Here is an 18040-nt window from a genome sequence, read left to right on the forward strand (position 1 = left end):
GCCGTAGGTGCTGACTCCTTTCGACCGTGCGGGAGGGACGACCCGCACGTCGTCCGTTCGGACGCGGGGGGACTGGTCGGCAAGCGCTCGAGGGACCAACCGCTGCGTAGTGCGATCACCCATACGCTCGTGAGGTCACACAGGAATCACATAACAGTTGGTGTAATGAAAAATACCTATTCGGACGATAATAACGATCCCTAATCGCCGGCAGTAGTCGGGGTCGCGTTGAACGACCGCCGGATACTGTAATCTGATCAACGGATGATCGGACAAAAATTACCGTTAGATGACCCAACAGCAAAGTTATCGCGTGCAAATGGCCACCAAAATTAAGTAGCGAACATCCGTTTACTTCTGTAGAGAGATGACCTCGAATTTACTCAATCACCAGATTGACGATATCCTCGAGTCCATCCTGACGGACGCGAGTGGGGACATTTACATGGTCAATCCGTCCCGGGATGCGATCGAGGAGTTCGTCGGCGTTGCGACCGGTTTCGACGGCACGCTGCCGACGGTGCACATGCTGGCCGACGAGCGCACGCTGAAGGAAGTCATGGACGACTTCATCGTCGCCTCGAACGCGGCCGACCTCATCAGCGAGGACGCCCTCGCCCTGCGGACGCTCGAGGAGGCGCCCGAAAACTCGCTGGTCATTACCGAGGATCGGATCGTCGCGATCGTCCACGCCGGCGACCGCGTCGGCGGGCTCATCACGGACGACGAGAGCTTCGTCGAGGACACCTACGACACCTACGCCGAGCGCTGGGAAGCGGCCCCGACGTACAACCTCCGGACGCCCCCGATCTCGGACGTCCGTGAGACCCTCTCCGAGGAGATCAGCCCCGAGGCAGAGGCCGACTTCACCGCGATCCTGAACTCGCTCGAGACGGCCCGCGGCGACGGCGACGGTCTCGACGAGGTCACGATCTCGCTGCTGGTCGCCGCAAAGAACGAAGCGCTGCTGTACGACATCAGCAAGTGGGGGGAGGACGTCGGCATCGCCTCGAAGGCGACCTTCAGCCGGACGAAGACCAAACTCGAGGACATGGGCCTGATCGACACCGAGAAAGTCCCGATCGACGTCGGCCGGCCGCGCCTGCGTCTGAAGATCGGCGACGAGCGCCTGCAGGAAGCGGATAACGGGCAGCTCGCGACGGTGGCGCAGTCCATCCTCAACTAGAACCGAACTTTTGCTCTGCGTGCGGTCGCGAAGCGACCGCACTCGGCAAAACTTCGATGAAAAGCACTCCTCCTTCCCCGCCAGCCGCGCGTCGCGCGGCTTCTCGGTCAGTCGTCGGCCCGCTCGCTCACTGCGTTCGCTCGCGGTAAGTAACGGGTGATGGCCTGCCCTCCCCCGAGTCGTCCGTCTCTCGCGGTGCTCGAGACGGACTCCCGGCCGAACGACAGCGGATACGGTCGGGTAGCAGCGTCGGATGACGCAAACCCCAAGTCCCAGCCCCGAGAGGGCACGCGTATGTACGAAGCCGTCCACGCCCACCCCGAGGGACAGAGTACGGTCGCCAGGTTTGCCCGCGCGGCGGCCGAGTACGGCTTCGAGGGCGTGGTCGTGCGCAATCCCGCCGGCGCTCGAGCCGACTACGACCCCGAGCGGATCCGCGAGGAGTACGGGGTCGACATCGTTTCGGGAATCGAAATTCGGGCCGACAATCCCCAGCAGGCAAGCGGCGCGGTCGGCAACCACCGGACCGACGAGACGATCGTGACCGTCGCGGGCGGGACGCCGGCGATGAACCGTTTCGCCGTCGAAAACGAGAAGGTCGACGTCCTCGCGCGGCCGATGGCCGACGACGGCGACGTCAACCACGTCCTCGCGAAGGCGGCCGTCGAGAACGGCGTGCGCCTCGAGTTCGATCTCGCGCCGGTCCTGCGAACCCACGGCGGGCGGCGGGTCCGCGAACTGCAGTCGCTGCGCAAACTCGCGGAGATCGTCGACTACTACGACGCGCCCTACGTCGTGAGCGCGACGCCGGATTCGCACCTCGAGCTGCGAGCACCGCGGGAACTGGCGGCGCTGGGCGAGCAGATCGGCCTCTCGAGCGAGTTCGTCGAGGAGGGGCTCGCCGAGTGGGGCCGGCTCGCCGAGCGCAATCGCCGCATCCAGTCCGAGTCGTTCATTGAGCCCGGGGTCGAACGGGGCAGGTATGAAGAAGGATCTTGAGGACCACGCCGCCCGGTTCGACGAGATGGCCGGCGAGTACGACGAGTCCAAGTCCGACGAGTACCGCGCCTGCGCGAGCCTCGTGATCGAACACGCCGCCCCCGAGTCGACGGACGTCGTCCTCGACCTCGGCACCGGGACCGGCGCCATCGCGCTCCCGCTGGCCGAGGACGCGGAGCGGGTCGTCGGCCGGGACATCAGCGAGGGGATGATGGAGGAAGCCGAGCGGAAGGCCGACGAGCAAGGTCTTGCGAACCTCGAGTTCGACTACGGCACCTTCCGCGAACCAGAGTACGACGGCGAGGTCGATATCGTCACCTCGAACTTCGCGATGCACCACCTCTCGGACGACGAGAAGCGCGAGGCGATCGCGGTGATCGCCGACCTCGAGCCGCGCAAGTTCGTCCTCGGCGACGTCATGTTCTTCGGCGAGCCCGATCCGGAGGAGCCGTTCTACTCGCCCGAGGTCGACGATCCGGCGACCGTCGGTGCCCTCGCGGACGCCTTTACGGATGCCGGCTTCTCGCTGACGGCCGTCGAGCGCGTCCACGACCAGGTCGGGGTGCTCGTCGCCGAGCGGACGGCGGCGGCCGAGGCGGGCGCTGCGCCCGACGAACGCGACGAATGAAACACCTCCCCAAACACCTCCGGCCCCGGTGGCGCTACCTCGCGGTCGGCCTCGAGACGTGGCCGGACGCGTCGATCGACCGGCGGTCGTTCCAGCGGGAGGTGTGGTACGCGGGCCAGAACCTGCTGGGCGATCCGGGGAGCGCGGACGCCGACCTGACCATCGTCCGATTCGACTTTGCGGACGGCGTCGGCGAGGCGATTATCAAAGTCCGGCGCGGCGAGACGGAACCGGCCCGCGCGGCGGTCGCCTGTATCGACGAGATAGACGGCGCTACCGTCGGAATTCGGATCCGAGGTATCAGTGGCACGATCCGTGCCGCTGAAGAAAAGTATTTAGGTCGACGCGGGCAAGTTTCCGAGGAGAGAAACGTCGTGTTCGGGAACGAGGAGCGGGTCGCCGTCGTGCGAAACGGAAACGGACTCGCAGACGTGCGACTCGAGGAGTCGTTCGCGGGTGCGACAGACCTCGATTACGACTACGATTCAGATTTAGCGTGATACTATGCAGGGACAAGCCCAACAGCAGGCGTACGACCGCGGCATCACGATCTTCTCACCGGACGGTCGACTCTACCAGGTCGAGTACGCCCGTGAGGCGGTCAAGCGAGGCACAGCAAGCATCGGCGTGCGGACCCAGGACGGCGTCGTACTCGCCGTCGACAAGCGGGTCCCGTCGCCGCTGCTCGAGGACTCGAGCGTCGAGAAGATCCACAAGGCCGACGACCACATCGGCATCGCCAGCGCCGGCCACGTCGCCGACGCCCGCCAGCTGATCGACTTCGCGCGCCGGCAGACGCAAGTCAACCAGCTCCGGTACGGCGAGCCGATCGGCGTCGAGACGCTGACCAAGGAAGTCACCGACCACATCCAGCAGTACACCCAGGTCGGCGGCGCCCGTCCGTTCGGCGTCGCGCTGATCGTCGGCGGCATCGAGAACGGCGAGCCGCGCCTGTTCGAGACCGACCCGTCGGGAACCCCCTACGAGTGGAAGGCCCTGGCCGTCGGCGCCGACCGCAGCGACCTTCAGGACTACCTCGAGGAGAACTACGACGAGGAAGCCGACCTCGACGGCGGCATCCAGCTCGCGCTGGACGCCCTCGCGTCGGTCAACGACGGTTCTCTGCTGCCCAGCGAAGTCGGGCTGGCGACCGTCGACGTCGAGACGGAAGCGTTCAAGCAGTTCGAGCAGGACGAAATCGCAACCCACCTCGAAGAGAACGACCTCCTCGGCAGCGAGGAGGAAGAAGAAGAAGAAACCGACGAGTAACGGACCGTCGGCGTAATCGAGTCTCGAGTCTCGAGTCCGGTGGGGTATTTCGGTTCGGATCCCCACCGATTCGACCGCGACGCGACCCCGCTTTTGCGACCGAGTCGCCGTTGGACCCGACACGGACCGCGTTCGATCCGAAACGGTGCGTCCGGTCGGCGACGTCCGGCCGCGCTCGCGCCCGATAATCCGAAGGATCGCGAACCCGTTCAGCTACCGGTATCCGGCACGACGAACCGTCAGGAAAAGCTCTTTTAGTCGGCCGGCGGTACGTTCTGGTATGATATCACTCGACGAGGCGGTGACGGCGCGACTCGAGTCCCACGGGGCGCGCTTCGAAGTCCTCGTAGATCCGGACGCGGCGCTGGCGATCAAACGCGGCGAGTTCGACGGGGAACTCGAGGACGTCATCGCCGCGGAGGACGTCTTCGAGGACGCCTCGCGGGGCGACCGACCGGCCGAGAGCGACCTCGAGAAGGTCTTCGATACGACCGATCCCCTCGAGATCATCCCCAAGGTGATCAAAGAGGGAGAAATTCAGATCACGGCCGACCAGCGCCGCGAGATGCAGGAGCAAAAGCGCAGGCAACTGATCGACACGATCACGCGCAACGCGGTCAACCCGCAGATGGACAACGCGCCCCATCCGCCCGAACGCATCGAGAACGCGCTCGAGGAGGCCGGCTTTACGGTCGATCCGATGGAGCCGGTCGAGAGCCAGGTTGACGACGCCCTCGATGCGTTGCGGCCGGTCATCCCGATCCGGTTCGAGGAGGTGACGGTGGCCGTACAGATTCCCGCCGAGCACGCAGGTAGCGCGCAAGCCAAGATCCGGCAGTTCGGCGAACTCGAGCGCGAGGAGTGGCAGTCCGACGGCTCGTGGATCGGCGTGCTCACGTTCCCCGCGGGGCTGCAAAACGAGTTCTACGACGTCGTCAACGAACACACCAGCGGCGAAGCGGAGACGGAGATCATCAAGGACAAGGACGACATCAAGACGCGGTAGGGCGTCGCGGGGCGGAAGCAGCCGTCCCGAATTTCGAACAAGACTGCTTCTTTCAACTCGGTACAGATCTGCGACGGCCCGTTATCCGCGGTGGAATCCGATCAGAAAGCCGCTCGCGAATCCGGCACCGATCGTCACCGCCGAGAGCACCGACTCGAGCCACGGCGTCGCCGCCCCGTCGACCCGTTCGCCGGTGCCGACGAGCCCGGCCGAGAGCCGCTCGTAGTCGACGATAACGATCCCCTGGGACTCGAGGTAGCGAAAGGCCATCAACTGAATCCCGACCACGATGGCGAGGACCTTCGCGACCCGTTTTGTCCCGAACCCGACCAGCGCACCGATCGCCAGCCCGCCGCCGAACTCGAGGGCGAGCGTTACGGGATCGACGTCGATCATCGGAACGACCATTCGAGTCGGCGGTAATGACTGTTGTGATCGCTGGACGGTTCGTCGGTTCCGGGTTTCTATCCGGCCGTTTCTGCACGTTATTCAGCCGATTTCGGCCGCGAAGGGATCGCCCGACGGCGGCGGGCGCGGGATTCAAGGCGGTCGGATGCGTACGTGCATCTATGTCACTCGTACGGTCAACGGAGGTGTTCGGTCGGCATCGTTAGCGTGTCGAGGATCCCGCGGCATCGGTTCCGGCGTCGACTGTCCGCGGCCCTCGAACAGCCGTGCAGTCGGCCCACGATGGAAGACGACGAAGCGCCGCCGCTCGTCTCGAGTCGCGTCTCACCCTCGAGCGTCTCGAGCGAGCGACGCGACGATCACCACCCGACTCACGCACGCACACATCCACTCGCATGAACGCGATCATCGCCAAGCGCGTCGACTCCGGAACGCCAGATACGACCGAGATCCGCGACCTCGCGACGGCGGCCGGCTACACGGTCGTCGGTGAGATCACCCAATCCCGGAAAGCCGATCCGGCCCTCCAGCTCGGCGAGGGGAAGGCCGAGGAACTCGCCGAGGTCGCCGAGCGAACCGAGGCGACGACCGTCATCTTCGACAACCGGCTCGGCCCCTACCAGACCTACAACCTCGGACAACTGCTGCCCGAGGGGGTCGAGGTCATCGATCGATTCACCCTTATCCTCGAGATCTTCGGTCAGCGCGCCCAGACCCGGAAGGCGCAACTCCAGGTCGAACTGGCCGAACTCCGCTACGAACTGCCCCGCGCCGAAGCGAAGACCAGCCTCGCCAAGCGCGACGAGCACCCCGGCTTCATGGGGCTGGGCGAGTACGACGAGAGCCGCGAGCAGGACATCAAGGACCAGATCAGCCGGATCAAGGACGAACTCGAGCGGATCGAGCAGACCGAGGAGCAGCGCCGGGAACGGCGCCGGGATTCGGGCTTCGATCTGGTCGCGCTCGCGGGCTACACGAACGCCGGTAAGTCGACGCTGCTGCGGCGACTCGCGGCCGACCTCGACGTCGACGAGAACGAGGGGCTCCACCGTGATCTCGACGCGACGGCCGAGTCCCAAGACAAGCTGTTCACGACGCTGGGAACGACGACCCGCCGCGCGGACATCGAACCCCGCGACGTGCTCGTGACCGACACGGTCGGGTTCATCAGCGACCTGCCCCACTGGCTCGTCGAGTCGTTCAAGTCGACGCTCGACTGGGTCTACCGCGCGGATCTGGTCTTGCTCGTCGTCGATGTCAGCGAAGATATCGACGAGATCCACGAGAAGCTCGTCACCTGTCACGACACCCTCTACGAGCGCAACGAGGCGCCGATCGTAACGGTACTGAACAAGATCGACACGGTCGACGACGACGAACTCGCCGAGAAGCGGCGGGCGCTCTCCTCGCTCGCGCCGAATCCGGTCACGGTCAGCGCCCGCGAGGGCACGAACGTCGAGGCGCTGCTCGATCGGATCGATTCGGAATTGCCCGACTGGGAGGAAGAACGGCTGATGCTGCCGATGACCGACGATACGATGAGTCTGGTCTCGTGGATCCACGACAACGCGCACGTCGACGACGTCACCTACGGCGATCAGGACGTCATCGTCTCCTTCGAGGCGCGCCCTGCAGTGATCTCGCAGGCGCGCTCGCGCGCGAGCGAGTTGCGGACGACGGCGGCCGAGTCGGCCTAATCCCCGTCGCAATCCCTATCCTATAAATTGCTGACTCGAGTCCCGTAGGATATGGAACGTGTTGCAATCATCGGCTCGTCCATGACCCAGTTCGGGCAGCGGGACGCCTGGGTCCTGGACCTCCTCTCGGAGGCCGGACTCGAGTGTCTCGAGGACGCAGGGGTCGACGCGTCGGACGTCGAGCACCTGTACGTCTCGAACATGGCCAGCGGCGAGTTCGAGGGGCAGACGGGCGTAATGAACGCGCTCGCACAGGACATCGACGCGGTACCGGCCTACACTCAGCGCGTCGACCAGACCAGCTCCAGCGGCGGCGCGGGAATCTACGCCGCCTGGCAGTCCGTCGCCAGCGGGGCCAGCGACATGACGATGCTCGTCGGCGGCGAGAAGATGACCCACAAGACAACCGGCGAGGCGACCGACGTCATCGCGTCGCTGACCCACCCCGCCGAGTACAAACACGGCGTGACGCTGCCCTCGTTCGCGGGCCTGACCGCGCGCCACTACTTGGAGCGGTTCGACGCACCCCGCGAGAGCTTAGCGAAGGTCGCCGTCAAGAACCACAAGAACGGCGTCGACAACCCGAAGGCGCAGTTCCGGAAGGAAGTGGACCTCGAGACGGTCCTCGAGTCGCCGATCGTGGCCGACCCGCTGCGGCTGTACGACTTCTGTCCGATCACGGACGGCTCGGCGGCGCTGATGCTCTGTCCCGAGTCAGTCGCCGAGGAGTACACGGACGAGTACGTCGTCATCTCGGGGATCGACGGCGCGACGGACACGCACGTCGTCCACGAACGCGAGGATCCCACCGTGATGCGCGGCGTCGTCGAGAGCGGGGAGGGCGCCTACGAGATGAGCGGGCGCGACCCCGACGACATCGACGTCGCGGAACTCCACGACATGTTCACCATCCTCGAGTTCCTCCAGATGGAGGGGCTGGGCTTCGCCGAGCAGGGCGAGGCCTGGAAACTCGTCGAGGAGGGATACACCGAGCGCGACACCGGCGAACTGCCGATCAACACCTCCGGCGGGCTCAAATCCAAGGGTCACCCGCTGGGCGCCAGCGGCGTCGCGCAGGCCGTCGAGATCTACGAGCAACTGATGGGCGAAGCCGGTCCGCGACAGGTCGACGCCGACGTCGGCCTGACCTGCAACGTCGGCGGCTTCGGCAACTGCGTCATCACGACCATCATGGAGGCGGCACAATGACGATGGAAGCCACCAAGTACGAGGACGGTTCGATCAGCTACCCCGGCCACCCCCGCGGTCCGGACGGCGCGGAGCCGGCGGAAACGATCGACCTCAGCGAGTACACGGCCGAGGTCGTCACCTGGACTACTTCGACGGCCACCCCGCCCGGCGTCCGCGAGCCGAACCACCTCGCGATCGTCGAATTCGATGTCGACGGGGAGTCCGTGCGCGCGATCGGCCAGCTCACGACCGGCGACGTCGAGACCGGCGACGAAGTCCGGCCGGTCCACGTCGACGAACTCCGCGAGCCCGGCGCCGGGATCCGCGAACCCGAGAGCCAGGACTGGGACGGCTACCGGTTCGAGCCCGTCGAATAAAGCGGGCTCGAGAGCCCGCGGCCCGCGGCGGCCGTCGTCACTTTCGGAACGCGTCCCTGAGCGCGTAGGTGAGCCGCTGGAGCAGCGATTGCGACGACGCTCCCGAGGACGTCCGTCGTCGCTCTGAGGGCGTTGCTTCCGATTCACGGTCCCGCTGCGGTTCAGACCCCGCTTGCTCGACAGCAGACGCCGACGATGACGTGTCGCAGTACGGACACGCATCGTTCTCGTCGGCGTAGTACGGCAAACCGCAGTCGCCGCAGGTCGTTCGCGCTCGCTGGGTGGCTGGTTCGGTACTCATTGGTCCACCGAAACGTGTGTATTGATCACTATTAGCATTCCGACCGTACACGCGTCGGCGCGAACTGTAATTGCCTGTTGTAGATTCGGCGCGCTCGAGTCCGCACTGGTCCCGACGATAAACACGGGACTACTCACTCGGTTCTCGAGGAAGATTCGTCGGCACGTATCGCGGGACGTGAGCGACGCTAGTCCCGTCGGTCGGCGAAGTGCGTCTCGCAGAGCACGTGGTAGACGGCCCCGTCCGAACGGACGTCGTCGCGGGGCGTTTTCTTCACGATCGTGATGCCGTAGTCCGCTTCCCCGTCGCAGTCGATGCAGGTGCCGCGCTCGCCGGTGAGGCCTTCGGTTTTGCTCCCCTGATTTCGGATCTCGGCGCAGTCGCGACAGAGCCACCAGTTGTCTTCCGGATCCGAGAGTTCGAATATCCGGTGGGCCATCTTGTGTTGACTGAACTGCACCGGCTGTCCGCAGAAGAGACACTCCATGGGCGATGGGATAGGTAACAGCAGGATAAGCGTTCGACGCGGCTATGCGCGGGATTCGAATCGGGGCGGATAGCAGCGGTGCCGAGCGTTCGGAACGGTCGAACCCGGAACGGGGATCACGTCTCCCCGTCGTCGCCACCGTCTTCGTCGTCCTCGTTCCCCTCGTCGGGCGTCGAATCGGAACCGCGTTCGTTCACGGTGCCGTTTTCGTCGTCCGCATCAGCGTCGGCCTCGTCGTCCGCCGCGTACTGGTCCTTGAGCGTCTCGAGTTCGGCGTCGACGTCGATATTCGAGTTCGAGTTCGATTCGGACTCCTCGTCTGCAGCCGCGCCCTCGCTCTCGTCTTGGTCCGTCTCGGCTCCGTCGGGCGCACCCTCTTCGATGTCGATCTGGACCGCCGACGAGTCCGAATCCGAACCCGGCTCCGTCGACGTGCCGTCGCTCGTCGCCTCGCGAAGCCGGGCGTCGACCTCGTCGCGGAGTTCGCGCGCGTCGGTCAACAGGGACCGGGCTTCGTCGTCGGCCGGCAGCGTCCCCTCCGACGCCGCGCGCTGGAGTTCGGCGAGCGCGGTATCGAGCCGCTCGAGGGTCGTCTTCCGGAGTCGGTCCGCGCGCTCGCTTCCCGCCGTCGCCGCGTCGGACGTCCGGTCGCGAACGTCTCGTTCCGTTCTGACGAGTTTGAGCCCGCGCTGGAACGCCTTAAGAGCGCGAATGCTCGATTCGAGGGCGGCGAGGGCGGCGGGGACCGCGACCTCGTCGGCGAAGGCGAGCAGTTCCCGCGGCGTCGGCGGACGGAGCGGCGGTCGCCATCCGCGGCGCCCTCGACCCCCCGTTCTTCGGTCCGACCGGTCGAGTTCCTGCCGGAGGTCCTCGAGGGTCCGCGTCAGTTCGCGGATAGCGTCCGCGAGGTCGTCGTCCTGATCGGCCATAGGCGGACTACGACGGCCGGGATGAAAAGTCGGCCGATTGTCAATCGATGATATTACGCAGCCCGGACGTTTTTGAAACGATGAACGGCCGAAATATTTATTTCGGCGACGCCTATCCGTTAGTCCGGATGGACGGCGAGTACGCGAACGGGGGAGAGACGCGTGCGGCGTTCGCGAGAACGTTGCCGGCGCTCAAACGGGACGGGAGCAACGTCCTCGTCGTCGGCGAAGACGTGACTGCAGTCCACGAAGTTGCCTGCCGGGAGTTGTGCGGTTGTGGCGACAGTGACGGCGACGACGGCGACGAGTCGGCGATCGACCGGTCCCGGTATCGGGTTCTCGTTACGGACCGCGCCGATCGCCCCTCGAACGAATCCGCGCCGAGCGGAACGGTCAGATGGATCGAATACGCAACGGAGGCCGACGGCGACCCGTCGGTCGGCGATACGCAGTACGCCGGCTGCAGCGATCGACTCGAGGCGCTCGGCATCGAGATCATCGAAACCATCGACGAATTCGACGCCGACGCGGACGGGCTCGCGCCCGCGGAACTTCGGGTCTGCGTCGACTCGCCGATGCCGTTGTTCCGTGCGTACGACGCCGAGCGCGTGTTCCGGCTCTTGCACGCGACGACCGCTGCGATCGAACACGTCAACGGAATGGGCCACGTCCACCTGCCGCTCGCTCCGGACCACGAGACCGTCGCGCTGCTCGAGCCGCTGTTCGACGCGGTCGTCGAACTCCGGGAGCGAGCGGGGAAGTACGAGCAACGGTGGCGACTTCGCGAGCGGCGGACGCGGACCGAATGGCTCTCGCTGTAAGCGGTCGTCGAGAAATCGTCGAGTCGACCGCGGTTCGGTTTTGATCGTGGTCTGAGTTCGGACTGGAGCACGGATCGGGACCGGCCTCGACTCCGACGGAGCGGCCGTCACCGCCGATCCAAGCGCTTTTACCCGCCCCGTTCCCCTGAACAGGTGTGCGAATCGAGAACAGCTTCATCCCGGTCCGCGGGGTTGGCGAAACGACCGAGCGCCGCCTGTGGGAACGGGGAATCACCCACTGGGACGAGTTCGACGGCAGCGTCGACGTCGTCGGCGACGCGCTCGCCGACCGGATCGAGACGTTCATCGACGAGGGACGCGCCCACCTGGAGCGCGGCGACGTTTCCCCGTTCGCCGAGCGGCTTCCGTCCGCGAGCCGCTGGCGACTGTACGAGAACGTCCGCGACCAAACCTGCTTCCTGGACATCGAGACGACCGGACTCGACGCCTCCTGCGACGACGTCACGACGGTCAGTCTGCACCGCGGCGACGAGACCAAGACGTTCGTTAAAGGCCGCGACCTCACCAGCGAGCGCCTCGAGCGGGAACTCGAGGCGTCGTCGCTGCTGGTCACGTTCAACGGCGCGCGGTTCGACGTCCCCTTCCTCGAGACCTGCTACGACATCGACGTCGACGTGCCGCACCTCGATCTCATGTACCCCTGCAAGCAGGTCGGGCTCGACGGCGGGCTGAAGGCGATCGAACGCGAGCTCGGCATCGACCGGGACATGCCGGATCTCAGCGGCCGCGACGCCGTGCGCCTCTGGCACGAGTACGAGCGCGGCGACGAGAGCGCACTGGAGACGCTCGTCGAGTACAACCGCGCGGACACGAAGAACATGCGACCGCTGGTCGAAACAGTCACGGATCGGCTCCACGCGGAGGTATTCGACGCGGCGCGCAACAAAGTGTAGCTGTCGGACTCGGTCGTCGCCGCTGTGTTTTGCGCGTTTGCTGTCAACGGCCCGCGGGCGAGCGTCCGAGCGTAACAGGCGTCGCCGATACCGGGCGGTACGCCTACGGTGCTGGCAGTCATCAGTGCTTATATGACAACTGAGTATGATTACGACGTCGGCATCGACGTTCGACTCCGCGACATCGACTTCATGGGCCACGTCAACAACGCGACGTACGCGACCTACCTCGAGCAAGCCCGCGAGGCGTACTTCACGGACGTCCTCGGCGTCTCGCTCGTCGACACCGGCACCGTACTGGCGACCCTCGAAATCGATTACGCGCGCCCCATCGACGCCGACGCGGACGTCACCGCCGCCCTCCGAGTCCCGGAACTGGGCACCTCGAGTCTCCCGATCGAGTACGAGATCCGAGCGGACGGCGAACTGGCGGCGACCGCACGGACGGTCCAGGTGCTCGTCGACGAGGAGACGGGCGACTCACGGCCGCTGCCGGACGAGTGGCGGCGGCGGATCGACGCGACTCGAGGGTAAGCGGTGCTCGGCGGTGTCGTGTGCTGAGACGGATGTCGGGCTACGCGACGTTACTGCTGGGGATCGTCGTCGTGTACTTCGACGTCGCCGTCGCTCGTGACGACGACGTGGTAGTCACAATACGTGAATTCGACGCGACCTGTGGTTCGAGCGGTGCCGTCCGTTCGCGGTGCAAAAAGTGAATCGAGAGCTTCGGGATTGATTGCGTCGTAGAGCGCTTCGTACTCCGGTGGTTCGATATCGGTCGGATCGACGCCTTCCCGTTCGGCGACTGCGCTAATAACTGCAAAACTGAGGGACTGGTCGTCGGTTGCTTCCGAACGATCGACTGAGAGTAGCATTGGCCGGACTCTTTCTTCGCCGAGATATAAATCCTCTGGCCTTGCTCCGAAATCAATGTCCAGATTTGATCATAGATGATCCTATCAAGACGTTACTGTTCTATTTGGACTCAAATAGAGAGATAATATTAGTACTATAATTAGTTTTGAAACGTTTCAAGCAGGAATATTCGCCGAACAAGCACGGGTTGTAGGCCGTTTGCGCCGGCAAACGTCGGGTCAATTCGGTTTAAGTCACTGTAATCGCACGTGGACAATAGCACTCCAAAACTGACCAGCGATAATATCAGGCAGATGCTGAAGCTAGTTGTTGCCCGTGCGTTCAATCGAGACGGAACACGCGGTCGTCGATCTCGATAGACGCCGTCCCTGTGCTCAACCCACTGTCGATCCGTTAATTGGAAACAGCCAGTTCGATACCTTTATCACCGCTGTGAATGAACGTTCAATCGGCGAGGGGATGGGGGATCCACTATCGGTGCCCTGACAGCGCTGTTCGCCCGGACAGATCTCCTCCTCGCCACGTCGCCGGCGTCACCGCCCGTGATGCCGCGACCCTTCCGATCACCGACGGAGCGGATCACCGGTTTGCCCGGCCGGTGATCCGCTCACCGTTCGTGTGCCGTAATTCTCGAAGTGATTTTTCGTCGGCCGGTCAGTGTCACGTCGATCGCAGTCGACCGCCCTCTCATGTCACAATCGATACCACGAGCTACTCGAGCGAGTGTCTCGAGACGCCCGGGTAGGTACTGTCGGTGAGACTTTGGACTGGGCGAAATCAAAGCTCATCGCTACCTGCAGCGATTTGGAACCACATATTCTTCGGCGCCCTCATCAGATACTTTACGTCTCCATCCGCTGTATCTGTCCATCTGACGTACTCTCCCTCCGTGTATCGAGTAGGGTCGGGCCGACTGTTTCCTTCGTGGGCCCCGTATCCGTTAAACGTTGAACCCGGTCCAAGGTTCCACTCCATTCCGCCCGAGAGACGACTGTATCCCTCTCTAACCTTGATATTTGGACCGTCGATTATCAGGCCGCCATCAGCCATCCTGTGGGGATCCTCCAAGTGTCCAACGAAAAACGGCCCGTAATTATTGATGTGATCCGGGCCTTCGTTTCGGATCGCGACTTCCATATCGTTGCACTGGATGTGTCCGTACAGGATCAGCTTCCCGCCGGACGGACCGCTAGTGACGATACCGTTCGTTGACCTCGTGATAACGACCGAAAAATAGTTCCCGTTTACGAATCCGCCTTCGGTCGTATCTGTGCGGATCGCTGTATCGTACCCCCGAATGTTGAGTCTCCCTGAGCAGTGGATGATGTACTCCCCGGCCGCAGATTTTAGCAGTAGCCCGGTACCCTCGCCTTTCTCGCCGTGCAAGTGGATCGGACCGTCCAATCTGAAGTGACTGTCCGCATTGGATCGATACCATTGGGTCGTCGACCGCGCTCCATCGGCAACGAGAACGGTACTGCTATACCCGTCGTACACCCGTGTTTTGATAGTTAAGGGTCCGGAAATTTTGGTACCAGTGTCTATGAAGAGGATATCTGTGTCCGCGTCCGGAACTATTGTCGCGTTATTTGGTAGCAGACATACACCCTCACGCAGGTAGATCGTTTCGGAGATGCGGTACGTTTTATCCGGAACGAGGTGCACTGTGGCCTTTTTCTCCCACCCCGCGGAATCTGCTGCACGATCGATGACAGCTTGAAGTTCGTCGCTATCACGTGCGACAAAGGCATTGTTCACCTCGCTTATATCGGCCCGCTCTAAATGCGTCGTTCCGGGGACAGGATTCTCCGTCGTTCCGGTATTCGCCGGCCTCCAGTCGCCGGTGTCGGCGTCCCACTCGAAGATTACGTTCATATCTTTCGCCTCCGCTCGAGCGCCGTCAAACGGTCCCTCGGCGGGGAAATCGGCGTAACTCTCGAACGGGACGACGATCTGATCTTGGAGCCCGCGCCAGTTCTCCTCGTCCTGGACGCGGCCCCAGCGGTCTTCGTAGTCTTCCGGGTTCGCTGCGTCGCTGAGGACGGCAAAATCGCCCCAGTCGGTTCGCGGCGGTTCAGGGTAGTCACTCATTGCTGTTGAATTCGGTTGTAAGTCGGGGAATTCGATTATCAGGGGTGACGTTGGTCTCGTCTTGCAACTCTCGTCGAAGTATCCGCATCACCGGTCGCTTCACCGTCGTTCAGTTCCGTCAGAAGCGAATCGGCCGGCTTCACCGGCCTCGCGGAACGCCTCGCTAGGCCCGCTGTTCTCATTAGTAGCGGACGTGCTGTAGAGGCCGGCGCCGTACACGCCGTCGCCGTAACGATCGCCGCTTTCCGTCTGTGCACCGACCTCGGCTACTGGGAGAGTGGTGACGGTGGCCGTTGTCACCAACCCAAATAACTCCCGTCGCGTAGGTTGCATGTAGGCCGACTTCTATTATAATCATGATATTAAAGGCTTGGAAACTTATCAACGAATGACTTAGTTGTGCCTGGCGCAACCATAGTTTTAGAGCCAACGCTACTGATTCAGTCTCGCCGACAACAATTGTGAACTGGGGTTCCTCAACCGGCGCAGATGATCACATCCAACGAAAATCCTGAAAGCCAGGGGTGGGATTTGAACCCACGAAGTCTCGATTACAAGTCGAGTGCATGAACCGCCCATGCTCCCCTGGCGCGGGTCGTTGGTTACTCGTCCTCCTTTGAGTGTGTATCGTTTTCGGATTGAACCGCTTGCTCGTCGCGGTCCGCGAGCGACCGTTCCATCGTCACGCGAAACGCGTCGAACCCCTGTTCCCTGTAGAACCGCCGTGCGGCCTCGTTGTCGGCCATAACCTCCAAAATCACGACCTCCGCGCCCCGATCGGCGAGCGCGTCTTCGGCCGCCTCGAGCAGCGCCGCACCGATTCCGCGACCGCGGTGGGTCGGTTCGACGTAGATGTTCGAGATCGTCCCGCGGGTCGCGTCGAGTTCGAGCGTCCCGTGCTCGAGGGAGAACGAGACGAAGCCGACGAGGGTGTCGTCGGCGCCGGCGCGAGCGACGAGCAGGCCGTCGGTGGCCTGGTGGGCGGCGAGGGTTTCGCGCATCCGGTTTCGGTTCGCGTCCGCGCGCACGTAGGAGTCGTACGCGCGCTGACCGCGGGCCAGTCGGACCCACAGTTCCGCGACGGCCTCGACGTCGTCGCTCGTCGCTGGTTCGATCGTTACGTCAGCCGACATGGATGGAAAGCAGGGGTGAAAATCGGCGTCGTCCGCCGGAGACATCGGTCATCGTCGACTCCTCAACCGTCGCCGCCGAAAGGTCTTTTCATCGCCTCGAGGAGAGCGGCGGGAAGACGGGGACGGAGACTGCGATTCGAACGCGCCCGCTACACCGTTCGGCAGTCCGGACAGACGAGTTGGCCGTTCGACTCCCGGAGGGACTCGGCCAGCGAGCCGCAGGCCTCGCAGACGCCCTGCGTCGTGTACTCGTCGCCGCCGTTGGCGAGCGCCCGCTCGTCGGCCTCCGCGGCGGTGGATTGGGTCGTCGGGTCGTCGGGCTGCCGTCCGGATGCCGACCCCGGCCTGGACCCCGGAACCGTCCCGTCCGGATTCGAGCGAGAGCGGGGCGCGACCGTCGCCTGGAACGAACTCGCGGCGGCGATGACGTCGCGCTGGGTGACGACCCCGCGGACGCCGTCCTCGTCCTCGACGACGACGTTCCGGATGTTCTCGCGGGTCATCAGGCTCGCGGCGTCGGTGAGCGAGCGGTCCGGCGCGACCGAGATGACCGGCGTCGTCATGACGTCGCCGACGGTCAGCTCGCCCGGCTCGCGCTCGTCCGCGACGAGGTCGAGCAGGTCCCACTCGGTCATGATGCCGACGGCGTCGGCGCCGCGAACGACGAGGACGCAGCTCGCGCGCTCGTCTCGCATGAGTTGCACCGCTCCGCGGACCGTATCGGACTCGCTGACGCCGACGTAGTCGGTCGTCAGGACGTCCGTGACCGACAGTTCCGATTCCATGTGTGAACGATACGCACAGACAGGCTAAAAGCTACCCCCGCTACGCTTAAGCGAGTCGCCGGCGAAGATTTACGGATCGGATTTCCCGGCTACTCCCACGCGAGTTCGACTCGGATGCCGTCGGCCCGGCAGGTCTCGAGGGCGTGCTTCGCGGCGTAGCCGGCCTCGTGGGCGCTGTCCCCGCGACCGACGCCGACCTGCAGGTCGACGTCGACGGCTTCCGCGACGTGGTGGATCGCCTCCTCGTAGTCGGGTTCCTCGAGGTCGGGACAGACGACGATGACGTTGTCGCCGCCGACGAAGAAGGAGAGACTGTCGTGGGTGTGGCGCATATGGCGCATGAGTTCGGCGTAGCCCTGCTCGATCTCGATGAACGTGTCGAAGGCGTTGAGTTCGTCCGTGTAGGTGCCCGTCGCGTTGATGACGTCGAAGTGGGCGATCTGGACGTCCCCGTCGGTCCGGTGGCCGTCCTCGATGACGCGACCCTCGAGGACCTCGCGGCGGTCCTTGTCCTGGGCGCTGCCGGCCTCCTGCAGTTGCGTCGTCGCGTCCGAGAGCGCCTGCACGGGCGTGGTGCCGGTCGCGACGCCGAGGCTGAGCGTGACCGGATACCGGTTGCCGATCGATTCCTGGAGGCGTTCGTGGTCCTCGCGGGAGAGCCCGTTCGTGACGGCGATCATGTTGTCGAAGCGGGTGAAGAAGACGTAGCCGTCGCGGGCGCCGACGAACTGGGAGATGTCCGCGTAGAGGCGGGACTGCATCGTCTGCAGGTCGGTTTCCCGGCGAGGCTCGGGCGTCACCGTCCACGGACCGTAGTTGTCGATCTGAAGGAGCGTAACCTGCGTGTTAGTCACTGTAGCCCCACGTTTCGACGCCCGTCGTATAAGTGATACGTAATCCAGATTCGTGATATGGGGCGCGGTACCACGGGCCTCATCGCAT

General features: G+C 64.1%; 21 protein-coding genes and 1 tRNA gene. 12 read left to right on the forward strand and 10 right to left on the reverse strand.

Going from position 1 to position 18040, the window contains the following annotated elements:
- Positions 1-367 precede the first annotated feature (367 nt).
- The 6 genes from tbsP (at position 368) to HALXA_RS11995 (ending at position 5088) form a co-directional block, all read left to right on the forward strand.
- Positions 368-1186, forward strand: a complete 819-nt coding sequence (gene tbsP / locus HALXA_RS11970; RefSeq protein ID WP_013880633.1) for a transcriptional regulator TbsP — start codon at positions 368-370, stop codon at positions 1184-1186.
- A 294-nt stretch (positions 1187-1480) separates the two neighbouring features.
- A complete protein-coding gene (locus HALXA_RS11975; protein ID WP_013880634.1) occupies positions 1481-2185 on the forward strand; it encodes an RNase P subunit p30 family protein in 705 nt (234 codons plus the stop codon).
- Entirely contained in the window at positions 2169-2813 is a 645-nt protein-coding gene (locus tag HALXA_RS11980; protein WP_013880635.1) for a class I SAM-dependent methyltransferase, read from the forward strand. Before HALXA_RS11975 ends, HALXA_RS11980 begins: the two co-directional genes overlap by 17 nt.
- Complete coding sequence (locus HALXA_RS11985) at positions 2810-3313, forward strand: Rpp14/Pop5 family protein (protein ID WP_013880636.1); 504 nt, start codon at positions 2810-2812, stop codon at positions 3311-3313. Before HALXA_RS11980 ends, HALXA_RS11985 begins: the two co-directional genes overlap by 4 nt.
- 4 nt (positions 3314-3317) lie before the next feature.
- Positions 3318-4082 (forward strand): archaeal proteasome endopeptidase complex subunit alpha, encoded by a 765-nt coding sequence (gene psmA / locus HALXA_RS11990; RefSeq protein WP_013880637.1) that lies wholly within the window; start codon positions 3318-3320, stop codon positions 4080-4082.
- A 280-nt stretch (positions 4083-4362) separates the two neighbouring features.
- Positions 4363-5088, forward strand: a complete 726-nt coding sequence (locus tag HALXA_RS11995; RefSeq protein WP_013880638.1) for a ribosome assembly factor SBDS — start codon at positions 4363-4365, stop codon at positions 5086-5088.
- An 81-nt stretch (positions 5089-5169) separates the two neighbouring features.
- Here HALXA_RS11995 and HALXA_RS12000 read toward each other — a convergent pair whose 3' ends face one another.
- Positions 5170-5484 carry an FUN14 domain-containing protein gene (locus HALXA_RS12000; RefSeq protein WP_013880639.1) on the reverse strand — a complete coding sequence of 105 codons (315 nt, stop codon included), beginning with the start codon at positions 5482-5484 and terminating at the stop codon, positions 5170-5172.
- A gap of 407 nt (positions 5485-5891) precedes the next feature.
- Between HALXA_RS12000 and hflX the strand changes: the two genes are divergently transcribed.
- From hflX to HALXA_RS12015, 3 genes are read left to right on the forward strand one after another with little or no spacing between them, the layout of a single operon-like run.
- Positions 5892-7193, forward strand: coding sequence for a GTPase HflX (gene hflX, locus HALXA_RS12005; protein WP_013880640.1), 1302 nt, complete (start codon positions 5892-5894; stop codon positions 7191-7193).
- A 51-nt stretch (positions 7194-7244) separates the two neighbouring features.
- Positions 7245-8402 (forward strand): thiolase family protein, encoded by a 1158-nt coding sequence (locus HALXA_RS12010; RefSeq protein ID WP_013880641.1) that lies wholly within the window; start codon positions 7245-7247, stop codon positions 8400-8402.
- Complete coding sequence (locus HALXA_RS12015) at positions 8399-8761, forward strand: OB-fold domain-containing protein (RefSeq protein ID WP_013880642.1); 363 nt, start codon at positions 8399-8401, stop codon at positions 8759-8761. Before HALXA_RS12010 ends, HALXA_RS12015 begins: the two co-directional genes overlap by 4 nt.
- A gap of 37 nt (positions 8762-8798) precedes the next feature.
- Here the strand turns inward: HALXA_RS12015 and HALXA_RS21690 are convergent, their stop codons facing one another.
- The 3 genes from HALXA_RS21690 to HALXA_RS12025 all read right to left on the reverse strand — a co-directional run bounded on the left by HALXA_RS21690 (position 8799) and on the right by HALXA_RS12025 (position 10478).
- Positions 8799-9062, reverse strand: coding sequence for a hypothetical protein (locus HALXA_RS21690; RefSeq protein WP_148263644.1), 264 nt, complete (start codon positions 9060-9062; stop codon positions 8799-8801).
- 187 nt (positions 9063-9249) lie between these two features.
- Complete coding sequence (locus HALXA_RS12020) at positions 9250-9549, reverse strand: hypothetical protein (protein ID WP_013880643.1); 300 nt, start codon at positions 9547-9549, stop codon at positions 9250-9252.
- 116 nt (positions 9550-9665) lie between these two features.
- Positions 9666-10478 carry a DUF7547 family protein gene (locus tag HALXA_RS12025; protein ID WP_013880644.1) on the reverse strand — a complete coding sequence of 271 codons (813 nt, stop codon included), beginning with the start codon at positions 10476-10478 and terminating at the stop codon, positions 9666-9668.
- Positions 10479-10606: 128 nt separating this feature from the next.
- Between HALXA_RS12025 and HALXA_RS12030 the strand changes: the two genes are divergently transcribed.
- The 3 genes from HALXA_RS12030 to HALXA_RS12040 all read left to right on the forward strand — a co-directional run bounded on the left by HALXA_RS12030 (position 10607) and on the right by HALXA_RS12040 (position 12747).
- Positions 10607-11299, forward strand: coding sequence for a DUF7504 family protein (locus HALXA_RS12030; RefSeq protein ID WP_083822867.1), 693 nt, complete (start codon positions 10607-10609; stop codon positions 11297-11299).
- 155 nt (positions 11300-11454) lie between these two features.
- Positions 11455-12213, forward strand: a complete 759-nt coding sequence (locus HALXA_RS12035; RefSeq protein ID WP_013880646.1) for a ribonuclease H-like domain-containing protein — start codon at positions 11455-11457, stop codon at positions 12211-12213.
- A 132-nt stretch (positions 12214-12345) separates the two neighbouring features.
- Positions 12346-12747 carry an acyl-CoA thioesterase gene (locus HALXA_RS12040; RefSeq protein WP_013880647.1) on the forward strand — a complete coding sequence of 134 codons (402 nt, stop codon included), beginning with the start codon at positions 12346-12348 and terminating at the stop codon, positions 12745-12747.
- Between the two features lie 50 nt (positions 12748-12797).
- On the opposite strand, the gene HALXA_RS12045 is transcribed toward HALXA_RS12040, so the two are convergent.
- The 6 genes from HALXA_RS12045 to HALXA_RS12070 form a co-directional block, all read right to left on the reverse strand.
- Positions 12798-13088: a HalOD1 output domain-containing protein gene (locus HALXA_RS12045; RefSeq protein WP_013880648.1), complete on the reverse strand. Its 291-nt coding sequence runs from the start codon at positions 13086-13088 to the stop codon at positions 12798-12800.
- Positions 13089-13866: 778 nt separating this feature from the next.
- Positions 13867-15180 carry a hypothetical protein gene (locus HALXA_RS12050; protein WP_013880649.1) on the reverse strand — a complete coding sequence of 438 codons (1314 nt, stop codon included), beginning with the start codon at positions 15178-15180 and terminating at the stop codon, positions 13867-13869.
- A 516-nt stretch (positions 15181-15696) separates the two neighbouring features.
- Positions 15697-15770, reverse strand: a tRNA-Thr gene (locus HALXA_RS12055).
- A 12-nt stretch (positions 15771-15782) separates the two neighbouring features.
- Positions 15783-16313, reverse strand: coding sequence for a GNAT family N-acetyltransferase (locus HALXA_RS12060; protein WP_013880651.1), 531 nt, complete (start codon positions 16311-16313; stop codon positions 15783-15785).
- Positions 16314-16462: 149 nt separating this feature from the next.
- Positions 16463-17098 (reverse strand): CBS domain-containing protein, encoded by a 636-nt coding sequence (locus HALXA_RS12065; RefSeq protein WP_013880652.1) that lies wholly within the window; start codon positions 17096-17098, stop codon positions 16463-16465.
- A gap of 89 nt (positions 17099-17187) precedes the next feature.
- Positions 17188-17952: a GTP cyclohydrolase III gene (locus HALXA_RS12070; RefSeq protein ID WP_013880653.1), complete on the reverse strand. Its 765-nt coding sequence runs from the start codon at positions 17950-17952 to the stop codon at positions 17188-17190.
- Positions 17953-18040: the final 88 nt, after the last annotated feature.

This window comes from Halopiger xanaduensis SH-6 (assembly GCF_000217715.1).
Lineage (GTDB): Archaea > Halobacteriota > Halobacteria > Halobacteriales > Natrialbaceae > Halopiger > Halopiger xanaduensis.

Bases quoted from the DNA above. Each gene is read 5' to 3' on its own strand.
- tbsP (WP_013880633.1), top strand. From the start codon at position 368: ATGACCTCGAATTTACTCAATCACCAGATTGACGATATCCTCGAGTCC.
- HALXA_RS11975 (WP_013880634.1), top strand. From the start codon at position 1,481: ATGTACGAAGCCGTCCACGCCCACCCCGAGGGACAGAGTACGGTCGCC.
- HALXA_RS11980 (WP_013880635.1), top strand. From the start codon at position 2,169: ATGAAGAAGGATCTTGAGGACCACGCCGCCCGGTTCGACGAGATGGCC.
- HALXA_RS11985 (WP_013880636.1), top strand. From the start codon at position 2,810: ATGAAACACCTCCCCAAACACCTCCGGCCCCGGTGGCGCTACCTCGCG.
- psmA (WP_013880637.1), top strand. From the start codon at position 3,318: ATGCAGGGACAAGCCCAACAGCAGGCGTACGACCGCGGCATCACGATC.
- HALXA_RS11995 (WP_013880638.1), top strand. From the start codon at position 4,363: ATGATATCACTCGACGAGGCGGTGACGGCGCGACTCGAGTCCCACGGG.
- HALXA_RS12000 (WP_013880639.1), bottom strand. From the start codon at position 5,484: ATGATCGACGTCGATCCCGTAACGCTCGCCCTCGAGTTCGGCGGCGGG.
- hflX (WP_013880640.1), top strand. From the start codon at position 5,892: ATGAACGCGATCATCGCCAAGCGCGTCGACTCCGGAACGCCAGATACG.
- HALXA_RS12010 (WP_013880641.1), top strand. From the start codon at position 7,245: ATGGAACGTGTTGCAATCATCGGCTCGTCCATGACCCAGTTCGGGCAG.
- HALXA_RS12015 (WP_013880642.1), top strand. From the start codon at position 8,399: ATGACGATGGAAGCCACCAAGTACGAGGACGGTTCGATCAGCTACCCC.
- HALXA_RS21690 (WP_148263644.1), bottom strand. From the start codon at position 9,062: ATGAGTACCGAACCAGCCACCCAGCGAGCGCGAACGACCTGCGGCGAC.
- HALXA_RS12020 (WP_013880643.1), bottom strand. From the start codon at position 9,549: ATGGAGTGTCTCTTCTGCGGACAGCCGGTGCAGTTCAGTCAACACAAG.
- HALXA_RS12025 (WP_013880644.1), bottom strand. From the start codon at position 10,478: ATGGCCGATCAGGACGACGACCTCGCGGACGCTATCCGCGAACTGACG.
- HALXA_RS12030 (WP_083822867.1), top strand. From the start codon at position 10,607: ATGGACGGCGAGTACGCGAACGGGGGAGAGACGCGTGCGGCGTTCGCG.
- HALXA_RS12040 (WP_013880647.1), top strand. From the start codon at position 12,346: ATGACAACTGAGTATGATTACGACGTCGGCATCGACGTTCGACTCCGC.
- HALXA_RS12045 (WP_013880648.1), bottom strand. From the start codon at position 13,088: ATGCTACTCTCAGTCGATCGTTCGGAAGCAACCGACGACCAGTCCCTC.
- HALXA_RS12050 (WP_013880649.1), bottom strand. From the start codon at position 15,180: ATGAGTGACTACCCTGAACCGCCGCGAACCGACTGGGGCGATTTTGCC.
- HALXA_RS12060 (WP_013880651.1), bottom strand. From the start codon at position 16,313: ATGTCGGCTGACGTAACGATCGAACCAGCGACGAGCGACGACGTCGAG.
- HALXA_RS12065 (WP_013880652.1), bottom strand. From the start codon at position 17,098: ATGGAATCGGAACTGTCGGTCACGGACGTCCTGACGACCGACTACGTC.